This is a genomic window from Kribbella sp. NPDC051936 (genome assembly GCF_040680955.1).
Lineage (GTDB): Bacteria > Actinomycetota > Actinomycetes > Propionibacteriales > Kribbellaceae > Kribbella.
On sequence record NZ_JBFAXS010000012.1, the window covers coordinates 1 to 21,215 of the forward strand.

The 21,215-nt window shown below is 69.3% G+C and carries 21 protein-coding genes; 8 read left to right on the top strand and 13 right to left on the bottom strand.

Going from position 1 to position 21,215, the window contains the following annotated elements; genetic code table 11:
* Window positions 1-133 precede the first annotated feature (133 nt).
* Complete coding sequence (locus tag AB0L64_RS35910) at window positions 134-883, bottom strand: GntR family transcriptional regulator (RefSeq protein ID WP_363717449.1); 750 nt, start codon at window positions 881-883, stop codon at window positions 134-136.
* Window positions 884-1,002: 119 nt separating this feature from the next.
* On the opposite strand from AB0L64_RS35910, the gene AB0L64_RS35915 reads away from it, so the two are divergent.
* Entirely contained in the window at window positions 1,003-4,596 is a 3,594-nt protein-coding gene (locus AB0L64_RS35915; RefSeq protein ID WP_363717450.1) for a hydantoinase B/oxoprolinase family protein, read from the top strand.
* A gap of 24 nt (window positions 4,597-4,620) precedes the next feature.
* Here the strand turns inward: AB0L64_RS35915 and AB0L64_RS35920 are convergent, their stop codons facing one another.
* Together AB0L64_RS35920 and AB0L64_RS35925 are read right to left on the bottom strand one after the other, a co-directional pair.
* Entirely contained in the window at window positions 4,621-5,112 is a 492-nt protein-coding gene (locus AB0L64_RS35920) for a VOC family protein (RefSeq protein WP_363717451.1), read from the bottom strand.
* Window positions 5,093-6,160 (bottom strand): helix-turn-helix domain-containing protein, encoded by a 1,068-nt coding sequence (locus AB0L64_RS35925; protein WP_363717452.1) that lies wholly within the window; start codon window positions 6,158-6,160, stop codon window positions 5,093-5,095. Before AB0L64_RS35925 ends, AB0L64_RS35920 begins: the two co-directional genes overlap by 20 nt.
* A gap of 35 nt (window positions 6,161-6,195) precedes the next feature.
* Here AB0L64_RS35925 and AB0L64_RS35930 point away from each other — a divergent pair, with 35 nt between their 5' ends.
* Window positions 6,196-6,834, top strand: a complete 639-nt coding sequence (locus AB0L64_RS35930) for an HD domain-containing protein (RefSeq protein ID WP_363717453.1) — start codon at window positions 6,196-6,198, stop codon at window positions 6,832-6,834.
* 49 nt (window positions 6,835-6,883) lie between these two features.
* Entirely contained in the window at window positions 6,884-7,237 is a 354-nt protein-coding gene (locus AB0L64_RS35935; protein ID WP_363717454.1) for a UBP-type zinc finger domain-containing protein, read from the top strand.
* 13 nt (window positions 7,238-7,250) lie between these two features.
* Here AB0L64_RS35935 and AB0L64_RS35940 read toward each other — a convergent pair whose 3' ends face one another.
* Both AB0L64_RS35940 and AB0L64_RS35945 read right to left on the bottom strand, forming a co-directional pair.
* Window positions 7,251-8,456 (bottom strand): MFS transporter, encoded by a 1,206-nt coding sequence (locus tag AB0L64_RS35940; protein WP_363717455.1) that lies wholly within the window; start codon window positions 8,454-8,456, stop codon window positions 7,251-7,253.
* Window position 8,457: 1 nt separating this feature from the next.
* Window positions 8,458-8,937 carry a peroxiredoxin family protein gene (locus AB0L64_RS35945; protein WP_363717456.1) on the bottom strand — a complete coding sequence of 160 codons (480 nt, stop codon included), beginning with the start codon at window positions 8,935-8,937 and terminating at the stop codon, window positions 8,458-8,460.
* Window positions 8,938-9,031: 94 nt separating this feature from the next.
* Here AB0L64_RS35945 and AB0L64_RS35950 point away from each other — a divergent pair, with 94 nt between their 5' ends.
* A complete protein-coding gene (locus AB0L64_RS35950) occupies window positions 9,032-9,661 on the top strand; it encodes a TetR/AcrR family transcriptional regulator (protein ID WP_363717457.1) in 630 nt (209 codons plus the stop codon).
* 27 nt (window positions 9,662-9,688) lie between these two features.
* On the opposite strand, the gene AB0L64_RS35955 is transcribed toward AB0L64_RS35950, so the two are convergent.
* The 6 genes from AB0L64_RS35955 to AB0L64_RS35980 form a co-directional block, all read right to left on the bottom strand.
* A complete protein-coding gene (locus AB0L64_RS35955; protein ID WP_363717458.1) occupies window positions 9,689-10,690 on the bottom strand; it encodes a proline racemase family protein in 1,002 nt (333 codons plus the stop codon).
* Window positions 10,687-11,589, bottom strand: a complete 903-nt coding sequence (locus AB0L64_RS35960) for a dihydrodipicolinate synthase family protein (protein ID WP_363717459.1) — start codon at window positions 11,587-11,589, stop codon at window positions 10,687-10,689. The genes AB0L64_RS35955 and AB0L64_RS35960 overlap by 4 nt, the downstream gene beginning before the upstream one ends.
* Window positions 11,586-13,439: a 2Fe-2S iron-sulfur cluster-binding protein gene (locus AB0L64_RS35965; protein WP_363717460.1), complete on the bottom strand. Its 1,854-nt coding sequence runs from the start codon at window positions 13,437-13,439 to the stop codon at window positions 11,586-11,588. Before AB0L64_RS35965 ends, AB0L64_RS35960 begins: the two co-directional genes overlap by 4 nt.
* A gap of 133 nt (window positions 13,440-13,572) precedes the next feature.
* Entirely contained in the window at window positions 13,573-14,733 is a 1,161-nt protein-coding gene (locus AB0L64_RS35970) for an FAD-dependent oxidoreductase (protein WP_363717461.1), read from the bottom strand.
* Window positions 14,734-14,855: 122 nt separating this feature from the next.
* Window positions 14,856-15,461, bottom strand: coding sequence for an XRE family transcriptional regulator (locus AB0L64_RS35975; RefSeq protein WP_363717463.1), 606 nt, complete (start codon window positions 15,459-15,461; stop codon window positions 14,856-14,858).
* A 64-nt stretch (window positions 15,462-15,525) separates the two neighbouring features.
* Window positions 15,526-16,578: an SDR family oxidoreductase gene (locus AB0L64_RS35980; protein ID WP_363717464.1), complete on the bottom strand. Its 1,053-nt coding sequence runs from the start codon at window positions 16,576-16,578 to the stop codon at window positions 15,526-15,528.
* Window positions 16,579-16,649: 71 nt separating this feature from the next.
* On the opposite strand from AB0L64_RS35980, the gene AB0L64_RS35985 reads away from it, so the two are divergent.
* Together AB0L64_RS35985 and AB0L64_RS35990 are read left to right on the top strand one after the other, a co-directional pair.
* On the top strand, window positions 16,650-17,543 hold the full coding sequence (locus AB0L64_RS35985) for a LysR family transcriptional regulator (RefSeq protein WP_363717466.1): 894 nt from the start codon (window positions 16,650-16,652) through the stop codon (window positions 17,541-17,543).
* On the top strand, window positions 17,536-18,468 hold the full coding sequence (locus tag AB0L64_RS35990) for a cation diffusion facilitator family transporter (protein ID WP_363717467.1): 933 nt from the start codon (window positions 17,536-17,538) through the stop codon (window positions 18,466-18,468). Before AB0L64_RS35985 ends, AB0L64_RS35990 begins: the two co-directional genes overlap by 8 nt.
* On the opposite strand, the gene AB0L64_RS35995 is transcribed toward AB0L64_RS35990, so the two are convergent.
* Both AB0L64_RS35995 and AB0L64_RS36000 read right to left on the bottom strand, forming a co-directional pair.
* Window positions 18,453-18,641 (bottom strand): DUF3099 domain-containing protein, encoded by a 189-nt coding sequence (locus AB0L64_RS35995; protein ID WP_363717468.1) that lies wholly within the window; start codon window positions 18,639-18,641, stop codon window positions 18,453-18,455. The two genes, AB0L64_RS35990 and AB0L64_RS35995, sit on opposite strands and share 16 nt — an antisense overlap.
* 1 nt (window position 18,642) lies before the next feature.
* Window positions 18,643-19,092, bottom strand: coding sequence for a MarR family transcriptional regulator (locus tag AB0L64_RS36000; RefSeq protein WP_355694984.1), 450 nt, complete (start codon window positions 19,090-19,092; stop codon window positions 18,643-18,645).
* A 125-nt stretch (window positions 19,093-19,217) separates the two neighbouring features.
* Here AB0L64_RS36000 and AB0L64_RS36005 point away from each other — a divergent pair, with 125 nt between their 5' ends.
* Together AB0L64_RS36005 and AB0L64_RS36010 are read left to right on the top strand one after the other, a co-directional pair.
* Window positions 19,218-20,393 carry an MFS transporter gene (locus AB0L64_RS36005; RefSeq protein WP_355694986.1) on the top strand — a complete coding sequence of 392 codons (1,176 nt, stop codon included), beginning with the start codon at window positions 19,218-19,220 and terminating at the stop codon, window positions 20,391-20,393.
* Window positions 20,393-21,211, top strand: coding sequence for an aldo/keto reductase (locus AB0L64_RS36010; protein ID WP_363717469.1), 819 nt, complete (start codon window positions 20,393-20,395; stop codon window positions 21,209-21,211). The genes AB0L64_RS36005 and AB0L64_RS36010 overlap by 1 nt, the downstream gene beginning before the upstream one ends.
* Window positions 21,212-21,215 lie beyond the last annotated feature (4 nt).

Below are 21,215 nucleotides of genomic sequence, written 5' to 3' on the forward strand. Positions count from 1 at the left end.
AGCAAAGGCGCGATGGCGGTTGTCAAGGGCGACTTCTTCGACATCAACGACACGACCGCGCCGGTGCCCTCAGCGCCGTCGCGAGCAGGTGCTCGGTGCGGCGCTGAGCCACCACCCACGCCCTCACATCAACTCAGGTTCCGGACGGGGTTCGCAAGCCCTTATCCCGGAACGCGGCGAGGATGCCGGCCTCGGAGTCGAGCAGGTACTGGTGCAGGTCTGCGGCGGCCTGCTCGTACTTGCGGGCCTCCAACAGCTCGAACAGCCTGCGGTTTCGCGCGATATAGGGCTCGTGCAGCTCCCGCGGCGTCGCGATCACGTGGAAGACCAGCCGCAACTCGGCTTGCAACTGACTGGTGATCGCGTTCAGCCTGGCGCTGTCGGCGAGCCCGATCAGGTGCTCGTGGAACCGCATGTTGGCGGTGCCGACCGCCGGCCAGCGATCCGCCAGCGCGGCCGCCTCGGCTGCCTCGACATCGTCCAGCAGCGGCTCGAGCCGACTCGCAGGCACCTCTGGATCGCGCTCACCCAACGCCCGGACGACGTCCACCTCGAGCACCCGGCGGAGCCTGTACAGGTCGACCACGTCATGCTCGTCCAGCTCCGGGACGAACACCCCGCGGTGCAGCTTGTAGACCAGCAGACCCTCGTGAGTGAGCAGCCGGAAAGCCTCCCGCAGTGTGTTCCGGCTGACCTCCAGGACCTCGGTCAGCTCGATCTCGGACAGCTGCGCACCGGGCGGCAGGGCACCCTCCGTGATACTGCGACGGAGAATGTCGGCCGCACGCTCGGCCGAGCTGCTGCGGTCCAGCCGCGCCACGTCGGCCGCGACCCCTCGCAGCCAGGCCTGCCGGCCGTCGTCGTCCGTCTCACCCGTACCCACCCCTGCATCATCGCCCACGCCGCGCGCAGCGGGGAAATCTGGTGGAACGAACCTCTTGCAGGATTGTTGAACAATCCCTACTCTCGGTGGCACGGAACGCAGGCGAAAGGCGGGATCGCGTGGCAGCGAAGTGGGAGTTCTGGATCGATCGTGGCGGCACGTTCACCGACGTCGTCGCCCGGCGGCCCGACGGCACGGTGGTCGCCCACAAACTGCTGTCCGAGAACCCCGGCCGCTACCGGGACGCAGCCGTCGAGGGCATCCGGCAGCTCCTCGGTGTGTCCGCCGGCGAGCGCCTGCCGACCGACCGGATCGACGTCGTCAAGATGGGTACGACCGTTGCCACCAACGCCCTGCTCGAGCGCAAGGGTGAGCCGACGGCGCTTGTCATCACCAAGGGATTCCGGGACGCACCCAGGATCGCCTACCAGAACCGCCCGCGGATCTTCGCCCGCGAGATCGTGCTGCCCGAGCTGGTCTACTCCCGGGTGATCGAAGCGGACGAGCGCGTCGCGGCGGACGGCGAGGTCGTCGTCACGCTCGACGAGCAAGCAGTGGCACGGGACCTGCAGCAGGCGTACGACGACGGCTTGCGATCAGTCGCCGTGGTTTGCGTCCACGGGTACCGCCACACCCGGCACGAGGTGGCGATCGGTGAGATCGCGCGACGGATCGGCTTCACCCAGGTCTCGCTGTCTCATGAGTGCAGCCCGTTGATGAAGCTCGTGTCGCGAGGTGACACCACGGTCGTCGACGCCTACCTCTCGCCGATCCTGCGCCGGTACGTGGATCAGGTGGCGGCCGAGCTGGACGGCGTACGGGTGATGTTCATGCAGTCCAACGGCGGTCTGACCGAAGCACATCTGTTCCGCGGCAAGGACGCGATCCTGTCCGGCCCCGCGGGCGGCGTCGTGGGGATGGCGCGCACCACCACGGCGGCCGGGTTCGAGCGGGTGATCGGGTTCGACATGGGTGGCACGTCCACCGACGTGTCGCACTACGCGGGTGAGTTCGAGCGCGAACTGGAGACGCTTGTCGCCGGAGTCCGGATGCGGGCGCCGATGATGAGCATTCACACGGTGGCGGCCGGGGGCGGATCGATCCTCGCCTTCGACGGCAGCCGGTACCGGGTGGGACCGGACTCGGCAGGCGCGGATCCCGGGCCGGCGTCGTATCGCAAGGGCGGTCCGCTCACGGTCACCGACGCGAACGTCATGCTCGGCAGGGTCCAGCCGGACTTCTTCCCCGCGGTCTTCGGCGACCACGGCGATCAGCCCCTCGACGCGGACGTCGTACGCCGGAAGTTCGCCGAGCTGGCCGAGGCGATCGCGGACGGACGGAGCCCCGAGCAGGTTGCGGCCGGGTTCGCCGACATCGCGGTCGCGAACATGGCGAACGCCATCAAGAAGATCTCTGTCCAGCGCGGGTACGACGTCACCCGGTACGTGCTGGCGACCTTCGGCGGCGCGGGCGGCCAGCACGCGTGCGCCGTAGCCGATGCGCTGGGCATGACCGAAGTACTGATCCACCCGCTCGCCGGGGTTCTGTCGGCCTACGGCATGGGGCTCGCCGACGTCGCGGCCCTCCGCGAGCGGGCGGTCGAGGCGCCCCTGAACGACGCCGTACTTCCGGAGCTCTCGAAGGTCCTCGACGAACTCCAGGCCGACGCCGCCGCCGAGCTCGAGCGCGAAGGCGTCCCGGCCGAACGGATCACCGCGATCCGCCGGGCCTTGCTGCGCTACGACGGCACCGACACGGCGGTGGCCGTGTCGACCGGCGACGTGCCTGCGATGGTGACGGAGTTCGAGGCCGCCTACCGCCGACGGTTCTCGTTCTTGATGCCCGGCAAGCAGATTGTCGTCGAAGCGGTGTCACTCGAACTGCTGGGCGCGGCCGGAGACAGTGCGGCGTCCTGGGACCAGCGGACCCGGGAGGACAGCGCCCTGCAGGCAGTCGCGAGCGTGCCGATGTTCTCGGCCGGCTCATGGACGGACGTGCACCTCTACCGACGCGCCGATATCGTTCCCGGCGACGCCGTGGACGGGCCGGCCATCATCGCCGAGGACAACGCGACGACCGTGGTCGAGCCTGGCTGGCGTGCCGAAGTGAACGACCTCGGCCACCTGCTGTTGAGCCGGGTGACCGCCCGGCCTGTCCAGCGAACGATCGGGACCGAGGCCGACCCCGTGATGCTGGAGATCTTCAACAACCTGTTCATGTCGATCGCCGAGCAGATGGGTGTGCGGCTCCAGAGCACCTCGCAGTCGGTGAACATCAAGGAGCGGCTGGACTTCTCCTGCGCACTGTTCGATGCCGAGGGCAACCTGATCGCGAACGCCCCGCACATCCCCGTGCATCTCGGTTCGATGGGCGAAAGCATCAGGATGGTCATAGCCGGCAACGCCGGACGGATGACGCCGGGCGACACCTACGTGCTCAACAACCCGTACCGCGGCGGCACCCACCTTCCCGACGTCACGGTGGTGACCCCGGTCTTCGACCGGGCCGGACGGGAGATCCTGTTCTACGTCGCCTCCCGCGGCCATCATGCGGAGATCGGCGGGATCACACCGGGATCGATGCCCGCGGACAGCACGCACATCGACGAGGAAGGGGTGTTGATCGACAACTGGCTGCTCGTCTCCGGCGGTGTACTGCGAGAGCCCGAAACCATCGAGCTGCTCGGCTCCGCGGCGTACCCGTCACGCAATCCCACCACGAACATCGCCGATCTGCGCGCTCAGGTCGCGGCCAACGAGAAGGGCGTCGAAGAGCTCCTCGCAATGGTCGACCACTTCGGACTCGACGTCGTGTCGGCGTACATGGAACACGTCCGCCGCAACGCGACCGAAGCAGTCCAGCGGGTCATTCCAACGCTCCGCGACGGCCGGTACAGCTACGAGCTCGACTCGGGCGCGCGGATCGAGGTGTCGGTCCGCGTGGATGCCGGCGCGCGCACCGCCGAGATCGACTTCACCGGCACCTCCGCACAGCAACCGAACAACGGCAACGCGCCCTCGTCGGTCGTGATGGCTGCAGTGCTGTATGTGTTCCGCACGCTGGTCGACGACGAGATCCCCTTGAATTCGGGCTGTCTGGAGCCGCTGCGGGTGATCATCCCACCGGGCTCGATGCTGTCGCCGGAGTACCCCGCGGCGGTTGCCGCCGGCAACGTCGAGGTCTCGCAGGCGGTCACCGGCGCGTTGTATGCCGCACTCGGTGTCCAGGCGGAGGGGTCCGGGACGATGAACAACGTCACGTTCGGCAACGAGCGCTACCAGTACTACGAGACGGTGGCCAGCGGCTCCGGCGCCGGCGAAGGCTTCGACGGTGCCGACGTGGTGCAGACCCACATGACGAACTCACGGCTCACCGATCCCGAGGTGCTGGAGTGGCGGTATCCGGTACGGCTGGAGAGCTTCGAGATCCGCGAGGGCAGCGGCGGCGACGGCCGGTGGCGCGGCGGCGACGGCGGCCGCCGCATGCTCCGCTTCCTGGAGCCGATGACCGTGACCACGCTCGCCAGTCACCGCCGCGTACCGCCGTACGGAATGGCCGGCGGCCATCCCGGGAGCCTCGGCCACCAGTGGATCGAACGCACGGACGGCACCGTGACCGAGATGGACGGCTGCGACTCCGTTCAGTTGTCCACCGGTGACATCTTCGTCATCGAGACCCCGGGCGGCGGCGGCTACGGCCCGCCGTCCAGCTGAACTCGCCGGCCGTCTTGCAGTTGCTCAGTTCTTGACGCGGCTGTTCATCTCGGCGGCGAAGGTGTCCTGGGCGATGCTCATGACGGCGAGTTCGTCGGGGTCCGCGAAGAGCTCGCGGGCCTTGCTCTCGGGGACGTCCTCGACGTGGGTCTGGAGCCACCAGATGTTGCCGACCGGGTCCTTCACCCGGCCGCCGCGGTCGCCGGTGATGCCGGAGTACATCAGCTCGGTGACCACGGTGGCGCCGGCGTCGAGGGCCCGCTGATAGGTGCGCTCGACATCGTCGACGTACACGCTCAGGAAGCTCGGGGTGTCCGGCCAGTCGGCCGCCGCGTCGAAGGTCATCAGCACCGATTCGCCGACGGTGATCTCGGCGTGGCCGACCGTGCCGTCCAGGTTCGGGAACCGTCCGCTCGTCTTGACCTCGAAGGTGCGCTCCACGAACTCGAGGAAGGCGTCCGCGCCCTTCGCCACGATGTAGGGCGTGATCGTCGACTTACCGTTTGGCTTGTTCATACCTCGAGTCTGACGACAGTAGCGGACGGGTTCTGTCCTCTTCCTCGTCGGATTGTGCGGCCTGGAAGCGGCGGCGGTACTCCGTCGGCGTCGTACCGAGATGGCGTGCGAACGCCCGGCGCAACGTCTCGTCGCTGCCGAGCCCGCTGACGCGTGCTGCCGTGGTGATGCTGTGCCCGTCGAGCAGGAGCTGTTGCGCCCGGTCCAGCCGTACATGCTCGACCCACCGACCGGGCGTCGTGTTGAACTCGCTCTGGAACAACCGGGTCAGATGCCTCGGACTGACCGCGGCCGCGGCGGCGAGGTTCGGCAGGCTGTGGTCAGCAGCCGGGTCCGCGACGATGCTGTCGGCGAGCGCCCGCAGCAGATCGGTGCGCGGCGGTGGGGTCGCCATCGCGGTCGAGAACTGCGACTGGCCGCCGGGGCGCTGCATGAAGACGACGAGTTCACGCGCCACGGCTCGGGCCGTCTCGGAGCCGTGGTCTGCTTCGACCAGGGCGAGTGTGAGGTCGATGCCGGCGCTGATCCCTGCCGAGGTCAGGTACCGCCCGTCGGTGACGTGGAGTGCGTCCGGCAGGACCTCCACCGTCGGATACTGCCGCGCCATCGCCGCCGCATGCCGCCAGTGCGTCGTCGCCCGCCGCCCGTCCAGCATCCCGAGCGCCGCCAACACAAACGCCCCACTGCACACCGACGCCACCCGCCCGGCCCCGTCCGCCAACGTCGCCGTCACCTGAAGCACCTCGTCCGGCACCCCGCGCACAAGATCGTCCGCCCCAGCCACCACCACGGTGTCGACCACGCCGACGTCGGCAGCCCGGACCACCCCCGCCAGCACCACGCCCGAGGCAGTAGTCACCTCCCCACCACCCGCAGACACAAGCACCGACTCGTACCGCACCCGCCCACCCCACCTCTCGGCCGTGACCAGGTTGGCCTGGTGGAGGACTTCGAGCGGTCCGGTCACGTCGAGCAGCGTCACCTCGTCGTACACGACGAACGCGACCCGGTGTGTCCGAATCTGTGGTTCACCTGGCGATTTGGACATGGCGTCAGCGTACCCCGGACCACGAACCTGAACGCATGACCGAAACCATCGCCGGCATCCAGATCCCTGACAGCGCCCTCGCCCGCGAGGCGACCGACCTCGTCCGCGACGCCGCGTCGCCCCTGCTCTTCGACCACTCGCGCCGCGTGTACCTGTTCGGCTCCCTCCGCGGCCGGGCGCAGGGTCTCTCGTTCGACCCGGAACTGCTGTACGTCGGCGCGATGTTCCACGACCTCGGCCTGACCGAGCGTTACCGCCGGACGGACCAGCGCTTCGAGATCGACGGCGCCGACGAGGCCCGGAGCTTCCTACGGCGGCACGGGATCACCGACGACGCCGCCGACCGCGTGTGGACGGCGATCGCGCTGCACACCACCCCGGAGATCCCGCTGCACATGTCTGCCGAGATCGCTCTTGTCACCCGCGGCGTCGAACTCGATGTCCTCGGCATCGGGTACGACGCCGTCACCGACGCCGAGCGCGACGCCGTGACCGCCGCGCACCCGCGTCCCGACTTCAAGAACCGCATCCTCGCCGCGTTCACCGAAGGTATCCAGGGCCGCCCGGCGACCACCTTCGGCAACGTGAAGGCCGACGTACTGGAGCACTTCGTACCGGGCTTCCACCGCGGCGATTTCGTGGACGTCATCAAGAACTCGTCCTGGCCCGAGTGACCGCGGACGTTGCTTGTCCGGGAGCCGGGGACAGGTGAGGATGTCCGGTATGACGGAAAGTTCTGGAACGCCAGGCATCGACAGCACAGTTCCCCCGAGCGGCACCGGATGCGTCGAGTGTCTGCAGGCCGGCGGCTGGTGGTTCCACCTCCGCCGGTGCGCGCAGTGCGGTCACATCGGCTGCTGCGACTCCTCCCCTGCCCAGCACGCTTCCGCCCACGCCGCCGAGAGCGGCCACCCGATCGTCCGCAGCTTCGAGCCCGGCGAGGACTGGTTCTGGCACTACGGCGAGTCCCAGTACTACGACGGCCCAGACCTCGCCCCACCGGCCGCCCGCCCCGAAAACCAGCCGGTCCCCGGCGGCAAGGTGCCCACCAACTGGCAGTCCCAACTCCACAGGTAACGCCTGCACCCAGTCAGCGTCGTCCGTTGGCGAGAGCCAGCGCCGCCGGCAGCCGACGCAACCGCAGCATGGCAACCGTTCCGAGCAGCGGCCCGATCGCCAGTGGCAGCAGCGCATAACGCCAGCCGGCAAGGCTGACGGCAAGGGGCACGAGCTGGATGCTCACGATGGTGAGCGTGAAACCGAGGGCGAGCTGCAGCGCGAGCACCGAACCCGCGTAACGCGGCTCAGCCAGCTCCGTCACAGCTGCAGAGAACTGTGCGGAGTCGGCGATCACAGCCGCACCCCAGATGAGCAGAACCACCACGAGCACCGGTAGCGCCGCGCCGTAGATCAGTGGGCTCGCGAGGCAGCACGCGGCGCTGAGAAGCATCGCCGCGCTGGTGATCGTGGTGCGCCCCAGTCGGTCGGCGAGCCGTCCCGCCACCACAGCTCCGAGCAGCCCGGCCACCCCGATCGCAAGGAATGTCACGACTCCGGTCTGAGCAGGACCAGGTCGTGAATCCGCCCTTGCGGCAACGAAGAACGCGGCCAGCCAGCTCCACAAGGCGTAAAGCTCCCACATGTGCCCGAGATAACCCATCGTGGCCAGCCGCAGCGGTCGCTCACTGGCGAGAGCCCGGACCGCGGCGCCGACATCGAGCGGAGGGGACGATACGGCCGCCGGCCCGGAGCGCACCGTCGAGACCGCTACTGCGGCCAGGCCGGCGAGAACGGAGGTGACGGCGATCGTCACCTCCCAGGGAACGTGACCAAGGCCCCGCACCAGGTGCGGAGTCCCCGACCCCAGGGTGAGCCCGCCGACAACCACGCCGGTCGCCACGCCACGCCCGCGCTCGAAATGGGTAGCGACCAACCGCACGGCAGGGGCATAGACCCCTGCCAGCGCGATGCCGACCAGCAGACGGATCGGCAGGGCGAGAGCCAGCCCATGCGTCAGCAGCAATGCCAGGTTGCACAGTCCGGCGGCAACCGACGACCCGGCGATCAGCCAACGCGGCTGCAAGCGGTCGGGAAGGTTGAGCATCGCCGCGCCCACGCTGCCGGTCACGAAACCGATCTGAACGACGACCACCAGCCAGGCGGCGCCGTCTGCGGTCAGGTGCCACTGGTCCTCGAGCGCCGGCACGATCGCGGTCGCACTGAACCACGAGGCGTTGGCCAGTACTGCTGCCAAAGCCACGAGACCGAGGGCACGGCGTTGCTCTTTGGTCGTCACCTCAGCCCTCGTGGGCCTTCAGATAGCGGAGGAAGCCGATGACATCGTCCGCGACCAGGCGACCGATGGCCTCGCTCGAATACACGGCCGTGATGACGTTCCCCTGGGGATCGAGGACGAAGCCGGACGACTGCAGGTAGCGGTGATCGGCGCTGACGTACGCACCGGTCGCCTTCGACACCGTGTCGGGGTCCGCGCTGTGTGCCACCGGGAACGTCAACTTGTGCTTCTCGACCAGGGCGGCGCTGGTCGGCCCGTCGTCCACCGACAACGCGACAACCTTGGCGTTCAGGTCCGCGAGCGTCTCGGACGCACGTGAGAACGCGGCGAGCTGCGCGTTGCAGTACGGGCACCACGAGCCGCGGTAGATCAGGACGACGCCGAACGAGCCGGCGAGATCGTCCGGCAGGGAGACGGTTCCACCGCCGACGGCGGGGAGCGACAGGGACGGGAAGTGCTGGCCATTGTGCAGACGAGACACGGTATTCCTCTCGGATGCCCGAAATTGGACTGACTGGTCCATGTTCATGGCACAGAATTGGACTATCAAGTCCAATTGGTCGTACGCTGCGGTCATGGCGACGAAGATCCACCGGGGTACGGCGCGCCTGACCGCGCGAGGCTCTCTGACGCGCGCGCGGATCATCGCGGGCGCGACGGACCTCGTGTACGACCAAGGCGTGGCGGGCACCAGCCTCGACGACATCATGGCGGCGACCGGCACCAGCAAGTCGCAGCTGTACCACTACTTCGCCGACAAGGACGCGCTGATCCTGGAGGTCATCCGCAACCAGCTCGCCAAGATCATCGCCGGGCAGGGAACAGAGTTGCGTGCGGCGCGGTCGTGGGACGGTCTGCAGCGGTGGCGCGATCACGTCGTCGAGAGCACTCGCGCCACCGGCGGAGTGGGCGGCTGCCCGCTGGGCTCGCTGTCGAGCGAACTCGCTGACCGATCGGAGTCGGCCCGTCGAGTACTCGCGGCGTGCTTCGCCGAGTGGGAGGAGTACCTGCTCGACGGGTTCCGGGCGATGCGCGCCGACGGCGAGCTGTCCCAGGACGCCGACCCGCAATCGCTCGCGACCGCGGTGATGGCCGCGCTACAAGGCGGCCTGCTGCTGTCCCAGGCCTCGCATGATGTCCAACCGCTGGAGCTGGCACTCGACATGGCACTGGGCCACGTCCGCCGCTATCGCCCTGAGGACTGACAGCGGCGGCCGCACCTTCGACCGCGCCTACAGCACGAAGCCGGTGGGGAAGGGGTCGTCGGGGTCGAGGAGGTAGTTGGCGGTGCCGGTGATCCAGGCTCGGCCGGTGACCGTGGGGACGACGGCAGGATGCGGCCCGACGGTCGTCTCCTCGACGAGACGGCCGGTGAAGCGCGTGCCGATGAAGGACTCGTTGACGAAGTCGGTGTCCAGGGCGAGCTCGCCGCGGGCGTGGAGCTGGGCCATCCGCGCCGAGGTCCCCGTCCCACACGGCGAACGGTCGAACCAGCCGGGGTGGATCGCCATCGCGTTCCGCGAGTCGGCGCCGTCGAGACCCGGCGCGGTGAACTGCACGTGCTTGCACCCGTTGATGCCGGGGTCGAGCGGATGCACCGGACGGTCGGTGGCGTTGATCGCGTCCATGATGTCCAGCCCGGCCTTCAGGATGCGGTCCTTCTCCGCGCGATCGAACGGGATGCCGAGCTGCTCGATCGGCAGGATCGCGTAGAAGTTCCCGCCGTACGCCAGGTCGTACGTGACCTTGCCCAGCCCGGGCACGTCCACCGAGGCGTCGAGGGCATGGGCATACGACGCGACGTTGCGCAACGTCACGTGCTCCGCGCGGCCGTTGCTCACGGCAACGTCGACGACGACCAGCCCGGCCGGCGTGTCCAGCCGGACCAACGTCTGTGGCTCCGTCACCTCGACCATGCCGGACTCGACCAGCACTGTGGCCACGCCGATCGTCCCGTGACCGCACATCGGGAGCAGACCGGAGACCTCGATGTACAGCACACCCCAGTCCGCGTCGGACCGGGTCGGCGGCTGCAGGATCGCCCCGCTCATCGCGGCGTGGCCTCTCGGCTCGTTCATCAAGAACAACCGCAGGTCGTCGAGGTGCTTGATGAAGTACTCGCGGCGCTCCGCCATCGTCGCACCCGGCACCACGCCGACCCCGCCGGTGACGACGCGGGTCGGCATGCCCTCGGTGTGCGAGTCGATGGCGGTGATCGTCCGGACGGACCTCATACGAGTGACTCCACTGCTTTCTTCATGTCCTGCTCCAGTTGCGCGATGTGCTCGGGGACGAGCGGTCCGCGCGGCGGCCGGCACGGACCGCCGAACCGCCCGACGTAGTCCATGCCGTACTTGATCGCCTGGACGAACTCGGTGCGCGAATCCCACCGGAACGCCGCGACCAGCGGCTCGTACAACGCGCGGGCCTCCTCCAGCTTGCCTTGCGTGGCGAGCTCGAACAACCGGACCGATTCCTTCGGGAACACGTTCGGGAAGCCGGCGAACCAGCCGGTCGCGCCCATCAGCAGCGCCTCGAGGGTGAGGTCGTCGGCGCCGGCGATCACAGCCAGGTCGGGGGCCAGCTCGCGGATCTCGAGGATCCGCCGGACGTCACCGGAGAACTCCTTGACCGCGACGATGTTCTCGATCTGCGCGATCTCGGCGAGCAGGTCCGGCGTCAGGTCGACCTTGGTGTCCAGCGGGTTGTTGTAGACCATCACCGGCAGTCCGGCCTTCGCGACCTCGGTGAAGTGCGCGATCACCTCGCCGCGGTTCGCGCGGTACATGGTCGGCGGCAGGCAGAGCACGCCGTCCGCACCGTCCTCGGCCGCCTTCTCCGCCCAGGCGCGGGCCTGGTGCGAACCGACGCCGTGGACGCCGACAACCACGACACCGTCGTTGCCGACAGCCTCGATCGCGGTCTTCGCCACGGCCCGGCGCTCGTCGTCGGTGAGCGACGAGTATTCACCGAGCGACCCGTTCGGCCCGACGCCGCGGCAGCCGTTGTCGACCAGCCAGCGGCAGTGCTCGGCGTACTTGTCGAGGTCGGGGCGCAGCCCCGCCGGCGCCGACGCGTCCTCGGCGTACGGCAACGCGGTCGCGACGATCACGCCGTCCAACTTCTCGCTCATGGTTCCTCCCTGGTTTCCGGTGATGGCGCGACCTCGGCCGCCGCCAGATCCCGCAGCCTCACTGGTACGGCGATCGGTCTTTTCATGCTTGGTTGCGGTGCGTCGCCCGGCTTGGCCAGCAGGGCGGCGACGGTGCGCGAGCAGACCCGCCCCTGACACATCCCGAGCCCCGCGCGACTGCTCAGCTTCATCGCCCGCCCGTCGTCGAGCCCCCGCTCGTCGGCGGCGGTTTCGAGCTGTCCCCGGGTCACTTCCTCACACCGGCAGACGAGCGTGTCCGCGTCACTCCAGCTCTTCCACCCGTCCCGCACGGGATAAGCCTTGGCCAGGGCAGCCGCGAACCGCCGCCCCTTCACAACAGCAGCCACAGCCGCCGCGGACGCCTCGGTGGCGGGGGGTGGGGTGGCGAGGGATTGGGTGTAGTGGGCGGCTGAGATGCCGGCGAGCGTGCCTTCTGCGGTGGCGAGGGCGGCGCCGCCGATGCCGGTGAGTTCGCCGGCCGCGAAGAAGCCAGGGGTGCTCGTTTGCTGACTGGCGTCGACGGCTACGGCCGGGCCGCCGTCGGGGGCGGTGGTGATGGTGCAGCCGGCGGAGACCGCTAGCTCGAGGTTCGCGGTGAAGCCGAAGCCTACGCAGATCGCGTCGACGTCGATGCGGCGTTCGGTGCCGCGGATCGGGCGCCAATCGCTGCTGAGGCGGGCGATCGTCGCGGAGTCGACGTGGTTCGTGCCGTGGGCGGCGATCACCGTCCAGCCGTGGCGGAGCGGGACGCGGTGACGGGCGAGCAGGGCGCCGTACCCGACGGCCTCGCGAAACTTGCTGCGGGCAACCAAAGGGTCGGTGGACCAGCCCTTGCGGACCGTCGTCAGCGTGTTGGCTTCGAGGAGTTCGACGACTTGGGCACCGACGCCGATCAAGGACTCGGCGACCGGCAGCAGGAATGGACCGGTGCCGGCGACCAGGACACGTCGGCCGACGGCGATGCGCTGGCCCTTGGCTAGGGCTTGGGCGGCGCCGGCTGTGTACACGCCCGGTAGATCCCAGCCGGGGAAGGGCAGCACACGATCGAAGGCACCGGTTGCCAGGACGACGGACTTGGCGTCGATGGGGAACGGCTGCCGGCCGCTCGCGTCTGCCGGTCCGGTCTGTGCCCAGAGTCGGAGACCTTCCACCGCCCATACCGAAGTCTCCGGAAGGTAGGTGATCCGTGGATGTCCCTGCAGCCTGTCCCGCTGGCCCGCGAACGCCTTCCATTCGTGCTGCAGGCGATCCGGTCGCTGCGCTGCGAACTCGGCCGGGAGCTGCCGGTTGTACTGTCCGCCGACGGCTCGCCCGCTGTCGACCACCAACACCTCAGCCCCGGCATCCCCCGCCGCAAGCGCAGCCGCGATCCCAGCCGGCCCCGCTCCCACCACCACAACCTCAGCCACCCGTGCCACACCACCACCAGAACCCACCACCCCCGAAGGCGCGGTGCCCGAAGACGTTGCATCCGAAGCCGCCGTACCCGAGGCCGCCGTACCCGAAGGTGTTGTGGCGGGAAGGGCTGCGCCTTGTTGGGTGGTGATGGTGTCGCCGGGGGCGACTGTGCGTTGGCAGGCTCGGATGTCGGGGAGGCCGTTGATGGTGATCAGGCAGTCTTGGCAGGCGCCGATTCCGCAGAAGATTCCTCGGGGGCGGACGTGGAAGCGGGTGGTTCGCCAGGTGTCCTGGCCGTTGGCGAGGAGTACGGCAGCGACCGTTTGGCCGGCGCGCGCTTCGACCGGCTTGCCGTCGATGGTGACGTCCAGCGTCGGCGGCGTGCCGACCTCGGCCAGGTCGCCGGATTGTGGGCGCAGGTAGGCGGTCATGACGCACCGACGCGACGGAGTGAGGAGGGCTTGCGGTCGGCTCCGGGTGGGGTGCGGCGGAGCTGCGGCGGAGCGGATGAAGGCAGGAGGGTGCTGCGCGCACCGTCGTGGCGCGGGCTCGGCTTGATCGTGGTCATGCGGCGATCACCGCGGGGCGGTCGACGCGGAACGGGGAGGGGTCGAGGTGGGGGGCCAGGCCGAGGAACTGTTCGGTGAGGAGGCGGCCGGTGGCGGGGGCGAGGCCGATGCCGGCGCCCTCGTGGCCGGTGGCGTGCCACAGGCCGTGGACGCGGGGGTCGGGGCCGATGACCGGCAGGTGATCCGGAGCATACGGCCGGAAGCCGCCGTACGTCCGCATCACCGGGACGTCGCCGAGGAACGGGAACAGGCCCATCGCCTTGCGGGCGAGCTCCCGCAGCACCAGCACCCGGATCGCGTCGTCGAATCCGATCCGCTCGCGGCTCGACCCGATCAGCACGGTGCCGGCGCGCGTCGACTCGACCACGGTGGAAGTCTGCAGCTCGGCGTCGCCGCTGCCGACCGCGCCCACATAATCAGCGTCGTACACCTTGTGGCGCACGCAGTCCGGCAGCGGCGCCGTCACGAGAATCATCCCGCGCCGCGGCAGCACCTCGATCGGCGCGCCGGCCGCCGCGGCGAACGCACCGGCCCACGGCCCGCACGCGTTGAGCGCCGCACCGCAGGCGATGTCGCCGTCGGACGTGTCGACGCCGACGACCCGGCCTCGGGACTGCCGGATCCCGAGCGCGGTGACCCCCGATCTGACCTCGCCGCCGCGCTCGCGAACCGTTGCCAGCAATGCCGTCGCCGCCAGCACCGGCTGCACCTGGGCGTCGTCCGGATAGTGCACACCGACGGTGACCCGCGGCGTGATCAGCGGCTCGAGCTCGAGGACCTCGGCGGGCGTGATCACCCGCGCGGCGACCCCGGCCTCACGCTGCTTCGCCGCGAACGCGGTCAGCGGCTCCGGGTCTCCGGTCGCCACCACGACGCCGCCCTTCGCCTCCCACTCCACGTCGGCGACCCGCTCGGGCAGCCGCCCGCGGACCACATCCCACTCGGCGCGTGACGCGACGGCGAGCTCCAGCTCAGGCCCCGGCTCCTTGTCCGACACCAGCACGTTGCCCTCACCGGAGGCCGTCGTCCCGGCCGCGGGGCCGTCGCGGTCGATGACCAGGACCCGCACACCGGCCGCCGACAACGCCTCCGCGCACGCCGCCCCGACCATGCCCGCGCCGACCACCACCACATCGGGTGTCGCGGATCGGTGCATGACGGACCTCCTCGGCAGGCGTTCGCTAAAATGAACGATACCGAGACTACGCGCGCCTCCGTCGACCGGTCAATGCACCCAACCGGACCTCTCCCGGACCTTTCCCGGAACCCAGCCGGCAACTAGACCGGCAGATGCGGTCCGCCGGCCGCCGTCGGGTACACGTCCGGCGGGTACTCGAGCAGCAGCACCGACCGCACCGGCCCGTCCACCGCCTCGTACGAGTGCGGCCCGGCGGCCCGGAACGCCAGGTAGTCGCCCGGCCCCAGGTCCGCGCTCTGCCCGTGAGCATTGATACGTAAGCAGCCCGACAGGACGATGTGATGCTCGGTCCCCGGGTGCCCGTCGGAGTGCTGGACCGCGTCCGGCCGGATCTCCTGGTTGTAGATCTCGAACAGCCCGCCGGGGTGCTCCAGCCGCCGCAGCATCCGCAGGTCGATCGCGTCGCCGGACAGGACGTCGACGTCCGCGGACCGTACGAGCACCACGTCGGAGGCCGGCGAGTCGGCCAGCAGGGCCGAGACCGGCACGCCGAGAGCGTTCGACAAACTGAACACTGTCTCGATCGTCGGGTTGCCCGCGCCCGACTCCAGTTGCGACAACGTACCTTTCGCGATCCCGGACCGCCGGGCGAGTTCGGACAGCGAGATGCCTTGCTCGTCCCGCCGTGCCCGCAGGTTCGTCCCGAGCAGCTTTCCCGCACCCATCGCCGTCACAGCCCGGAGCATGCCACATCCGGCGGCAACCGCGGATCCGTCACCTGGCCAGTAACCGTCGCCGGGCCGGGAACCGTCACGGAATGATCCGGCGCCGCCGCAGGTCCGCGAAGATGCCGTAGAACATCTGCTCGGTGTCGACGTACTCGTGGAACCCGGCCCGCCGCGACTTCGACGCGTCGGCGAAGAAGTCGTAGTCCCAGCCGAAGACGAAGTCGGCGAACGGCCAGGACGAAACCTCGGCGAACGACGTCGCCTCCAGCCCGTGGGCGGCCTGCAGTTGTTTCCAGGCCGGCTCCTTGTCCGCCATCACGTCCTGCAGGGACAACTGCAGCGGCGGCGCGACCTCGAGCCCGAACCACGCGCCGAGCTTGGGCCACAGCTCGCTCCAGCGGAACAGGTCGCCGTTCGTGATGTTGAACGCCTGATTCGCCGCGGCCGGCGCGGTCGCCGCCCAGACCGTTGCCTTGGCCAACAATCCGGCGTCGGTCAGCTCCAGCAACGAGTGGTAGGCGCCGGGCTTGCCCGGGAACCGCAGCGGTACGCCGAGTTCCTTGGACAGCGACGCGTACACGGCGATCGCGACCGCGAGGTTCATCGGATTGCCGAGCGCGGACCCGCCCACCACGGACGGGCGCAGCGCCGACCAGGTCCAGGCCTTGCCCCGCTGGCGTTCCTCGAGGAAGCGCTGCTGGTCGACGTTGAACTCCGGCGGCAGGTGCGGCGGGTCGTCCTCCCGCGCCGGCGTCTTGAACGGCCCGAGATGCGCGCCGTACACCTTGTAGCCCTGCATCAGGCTGACGTGCTGCAACCGACGCGCGACCGGTTCGATCGCGTCGACGACGTTCACCAGCATCGCGAGGTTCGGCGCCACGAGCTCCGCCCAGGTCGGGCGGTCCTGGTACGCGACGTAGAAGACGTGCGTCACGTCGGTCAGCCCGGACAGCTTGTCGCGGGTGTCGTCCGGGTCCAGCAGGTCGACGGCGACGTGCCGCACCCGGCCGGGTACATCGATGCCGCCGCGGCGCGACAGCCCGATCACCCGCCATTCGGGCAGCGACGCCAGATGCTCGACCAGATTCGTCCCGATGACTCCTCGGGCACCCACCACCAACGCGACGTTCTCCATACCGAACAGCCTTGCTGACCTGTGCGGATAAAACCAAGGCATAGTTTTCACTGAACCCATAAACTGAGGACATGGCAACGCTCCGGCAGCTCGAGTACCTCGTCACGGTGGTCGATCAGGGCTCGTTCACGAAGGCCGCCGAGCTGCTGCACGTCACTCAGCCCGCGCTCTCCCACCAGATCCGCACCCTCGAGCGCTCCGCCGGCGGACCGCTGCTGGAGCGGCTCCCCCGCAGCGTCCGTCTGACCCCGACCGGGCGCGCGATGCTTCCGCACGCCCGCGCGACTCTGTCCGACGCGGAGCGGGCGCGCTGCGCCGCGCGGCAGGCCGCCGGACTCGAGGTCGGCGAACTGCAGATCGCGACGCTCTACTCGATCACGCTCGGCGTGCTGCCGGCCGCGCTCCGAGCCTGGCGGCAGACCCGTCCGAACGTCGGCATCCGCCTGTTCGAGCACCGCCATACCGACGAGCTCGTCGACGCGATGCACTCCGGCCAGGCCGACCTCGCCGTCGGCCCCGAACCGTCGGACTGGCCAGGTGTCACCCGCGTCCTCGGCACCGAGGAACTCGTCGTCGTGGTGGCCGCCGACGATCCCGTCGCGTCCAGCGACACCGTCAAGCTGCCGGACCTGGCCGACCGCGCCTGGGTCCACTACGCGCCGGGACACGGCCTCGCGGACGTGCTCGACAACGTCTGCGCACAGGCCGGTTTCGAGCCGCGCATCGCCGTACGCACCGAGCAGACCGCTGCTGCGCCCGCGCTGGCCGCGGCCGGCCTGGGCCCCGCGCTCGTTCCGGACAACATCCTCCCGAAGGACTTCGACGGTCGCGTGCTGCAGCTGGAGCCCGCCGTACGCCGGACGCTCACGGCGTACACCCGCGGCGAACCGGACCCGCTCGCGGCCGCGTTCGTCGACGTGCTGTTTCGATCGGCCGGGCTGCGGGCACGCGAAGGTGATGCCTGACGAAGAGTCGGACGCGACAGTCCTCCTGGCCGGTACGGCGAATCTCGCGATCGCGATCGCGAAGATCGTCGCCGGCCTGCTCTCGGGATCAACGGCCCTGCTCGCCGAGGCGGCGCACTCCGTCGCCGACACGCTGAACCAGGCGTTCCTGCTGACCGCGCTGCACCGCAGCCGCAAGCCCGCCGACGCGCGCCATCCCTTCGGCTACGGGATGGAGCGGTACTTCTGGGCGCTGCTCGCCGCCGTCGGCATCCTGGTGCTCGGCGCCGGCTTCTCGATCACCGAGGGGCTGCGGTCGATCCTCGCGCCCGAGCCGATCGCCGCGCTCGCGGTCATCTATCCGGTGCTCGGGATCTCGTTCGTGTTCGAGGGCGCTTCCTGGGTGCGCGCGATGCTCCAGCTCCGGCAGGAGGCGCGGGCGGCCGGCGTACCGCTGCTGCACCAGCTCCGTGCTGCCGAGCCCGCGGTCAAGACCGTGGCGCTCGAGGACTCTGCCGCGCTGATCGGCCTGCTGATCGCCGCGATCGGGGTGACGCTGGCGGTCGTCACCGGCGAGCATCTCTGGGACGGCGCCGCGTCGATCGCGATCGGGCTGCTGCTGATCGTCGTCGCGTTCGTCCTCGGTCGCGACAACAAGGCGATGCTGATCGGGCGTGCGCTGCCGACCGACACCCAGCGCGAGATCCGGGCGATCATCGCGGGCGAGCCCGGGATCGACGAGGTGCCGGAGCTGCTCAGCCTGCGGCTGGCGCCGGAGCAGGTGCTGGTGGTCGCGACCGTCGACCTGGACGATTCCGAGACCACCGGGGCCGCCGTCGAGCAGCTCGCGGAACGGATCGACAAGAAGGTCCGCGACGCGTTCCCGATGGTGCGGCACCTCTACCTCGACCCGACCCCGGCGGATACCCGTCAGCGTTTGTCGTGACCCCAGTTCGCGACGATCGCGGCGGTCGGGGGCAGGACGGCGGCGACCGCGCTCATCCCGATCGCCACCGGGATCGAGAACAGCCGCACCACGAACCACGCCAGGATGATCAGCGTCAGGCAGCTGCCCATCAGCAGCACGTAGAGCTTGCGGTTGTCGTAGCGGCGAGCCATGTCACACCGTCAGCGGGAGTTTCCCGAGCGCCTCGACCAGCGGAGAGAGCTCGGGTAGCTCGGAGGCCTGCTGCAGCGCGGACGTCAGGACGGCGTCATGGGTGGGCTGGGCCTGGTCCAGCAGGTCGCGGCCGGCCTCGGTGACCTCGGTGTAGATGCCACGCCGGTCGGTCGGGCACAGGTAGCGCTGCAGGAGCTTGCGGTCCTCCAACCGGTTCACCAGCCGGGTTGTGGCGGACTGACTCAGCACGACGGCGTTCGACAGCTGGTTCATGCGCAGGTGGTAGTCGTCCTGCCGCGCCAGCACGTCCAGCACGCTGTACTCACTCACCGACAGCCCGTGCTGCTTCTGCAGCGCGCGCTCCAGCTCGTCCTCGATCCGGGCGTGCAGCGCCGCCAGGGTCCGCCACCCCTGCGCCCGCGCCTCCGCGGCGTCATCCGGTAGTCCCACGACAACCTCCACTTGAACTTCGTCCTTGCATGCGCAATCATAGCGCTTGTGCAATAGCCCGCGTGTGCAACTATCGCGCACGCCGGTAACAGTCATAAGACTACATTCGAGGGAGAGAAGAACCCATGCCCGCGGCCTTGCTCGCGCTCGCCATCGGCGCCTTCGGGATCGGGACGACCGAGTTCGTCATCATGGGGCTGCTGCCCGAGGTCGCCACCGACTTCGGCGTCAGCATCCCGTCCGCCGGACTGCTCATCTCCGGCTACGCGCTGGGCGTCGTGGTCGGCGCCCCACTGCTCACCGCGATCGGCTCCAAGGTCTCCCGCAAGACCGTGCTGATCGCGCTGATGGGCGTCTTCATCGCCGGAAACCTGCTGTCCGCGCTCGCCCCGTCGTACGGCGTCCTGATGACCGGCCGGATCGTGGCGGCGCTGTCACACGGCGCGTTCTTCGGCGTCGGCTCCGTGGTCGCGGCGTCGCTCGTCCCGAAGGCGAAGCAGGCAAGCGCGATCGCCCTGATGTTCACCGGGCTGACAGTGGCCAACGTGCTCGGCGTGCCGGGCGGGACCGCGCTGGGTCAGCAGTTCGGGTGGCGGTCGACGTTCTGGGCCGTGACTGCGCTCGGGGTGATCGGACTGCTCGGCATTGTGTTCCTGGTGCCGCGGCAGGACACAGCGGAAGGTCCGGGGCTGCGTAGCGAGCTGGCCGTGTTCAAGAGCCTGCAGGTGTGGCTGGCACTGGCCATGACCGCACTGGGCTTCGCCGGGGTGTTCGCGTCGTTCACCTACATCGCACCGATGATGACCGAGGTCGCGGGCTTCTCTGCCGGTGCCGTGACCTGGCTGCTGGTGCTGTTCGGCGGAGGGCTCGTCGTCGGCAACCTGCTGGGAGGTAAGGCAGCGGACCGGTCGCTGATGCCGAGTCTGTACCTCATCCTGACGCTACTGGCCGCCGTACTGGTCGTCTTCGTGTTCACTGCGCACGCCAAGCTCCCTTCTGCCGTGACGATCGCGCTCTTCGGCGCTGCCGGCTTCGCCACGGTGGCACCGCTGCAGAAGCGCGTCATGGACAAGGCAACAGGTGCTCCGGCGTTGGCCTCCGCGGCCAACATCGCTGCGTTCAACCTCGGCAACGCCGCCGGCGCTTACCTCGGCGGACTCACCATCGAGCACGGACTCGGCTACACGGCACCCAACTGGGTCGGCGCCGCGCTGGCCGTCACCGGTCTGCTCGTCGCACTCATCTCGGGCCTGCTCGACCGCACCCGGGTCTCCGCACTAGCCCTTGAAGGAAGCCACTGATGATCCCCACCGTGAAGCTCAACAACGGCGTCGAGATGCCCCAGCTCGGGTACGGCGTCTTCCAGGTCCCGAATGACGAAACGGCAACCGCCGTGACGTACGCGCTCGAGGCCGGGTACCGCAGCATCGACACCGCGGCGGCGTACCAGAACGAGGCGGGTGTCGGTCAGGCGATCAGTGCGTCCGGGATCGACCGCGACGACCTGTTCATCACCACCAAGCTGTGGAACGCCGACCAGGGCTACGACTCGACGCTGAAGGCGTTCGACCAGAGCCTGTCGCTGCTCGGCCTGGAGTACCTGGACCTGTACCTCATCCACTGGCCCACGCCGGCCCGTGACCTGTACGTCGACACCTGGCGCGCACTGGAGAAGCTGTACGCCGACGGCCGCGTCCGCGCGATCGGCGTCTCCAACTTCCAGCCTGACCACCTGGACCGGCTGTCCGGAATCACGCCTGCGGTGAACCAGGTCGAGTTGCACCCGTACCTGCAGCAGACCGACGTACGCGCCTACGGCCGCGATTTCGGCATCCGCACCGAGGCGTGGAGTCCACTGGCCAAGGGCGGCAGCCTGCTGTCGGAGCCGGTCATCGAAACGCTGGCCAAGCAGTACGAGCGCACACCGGCGCAGATCGTGCTTCGCTGGCACCTGCAGCTCGGCAACATCGTCATCCCGAAGTCGGTCACCCCGTCTCGCATCCGCGAGAACCTGAACGTCTTCGACTTCGCGCTCACCGACGAGGACCTGGCCGCGCTCGGCACGCTGGAGCGCAACGAACGCACCGGCCCCGACCCCGACACCTTCAACGTGGCCTGACGAC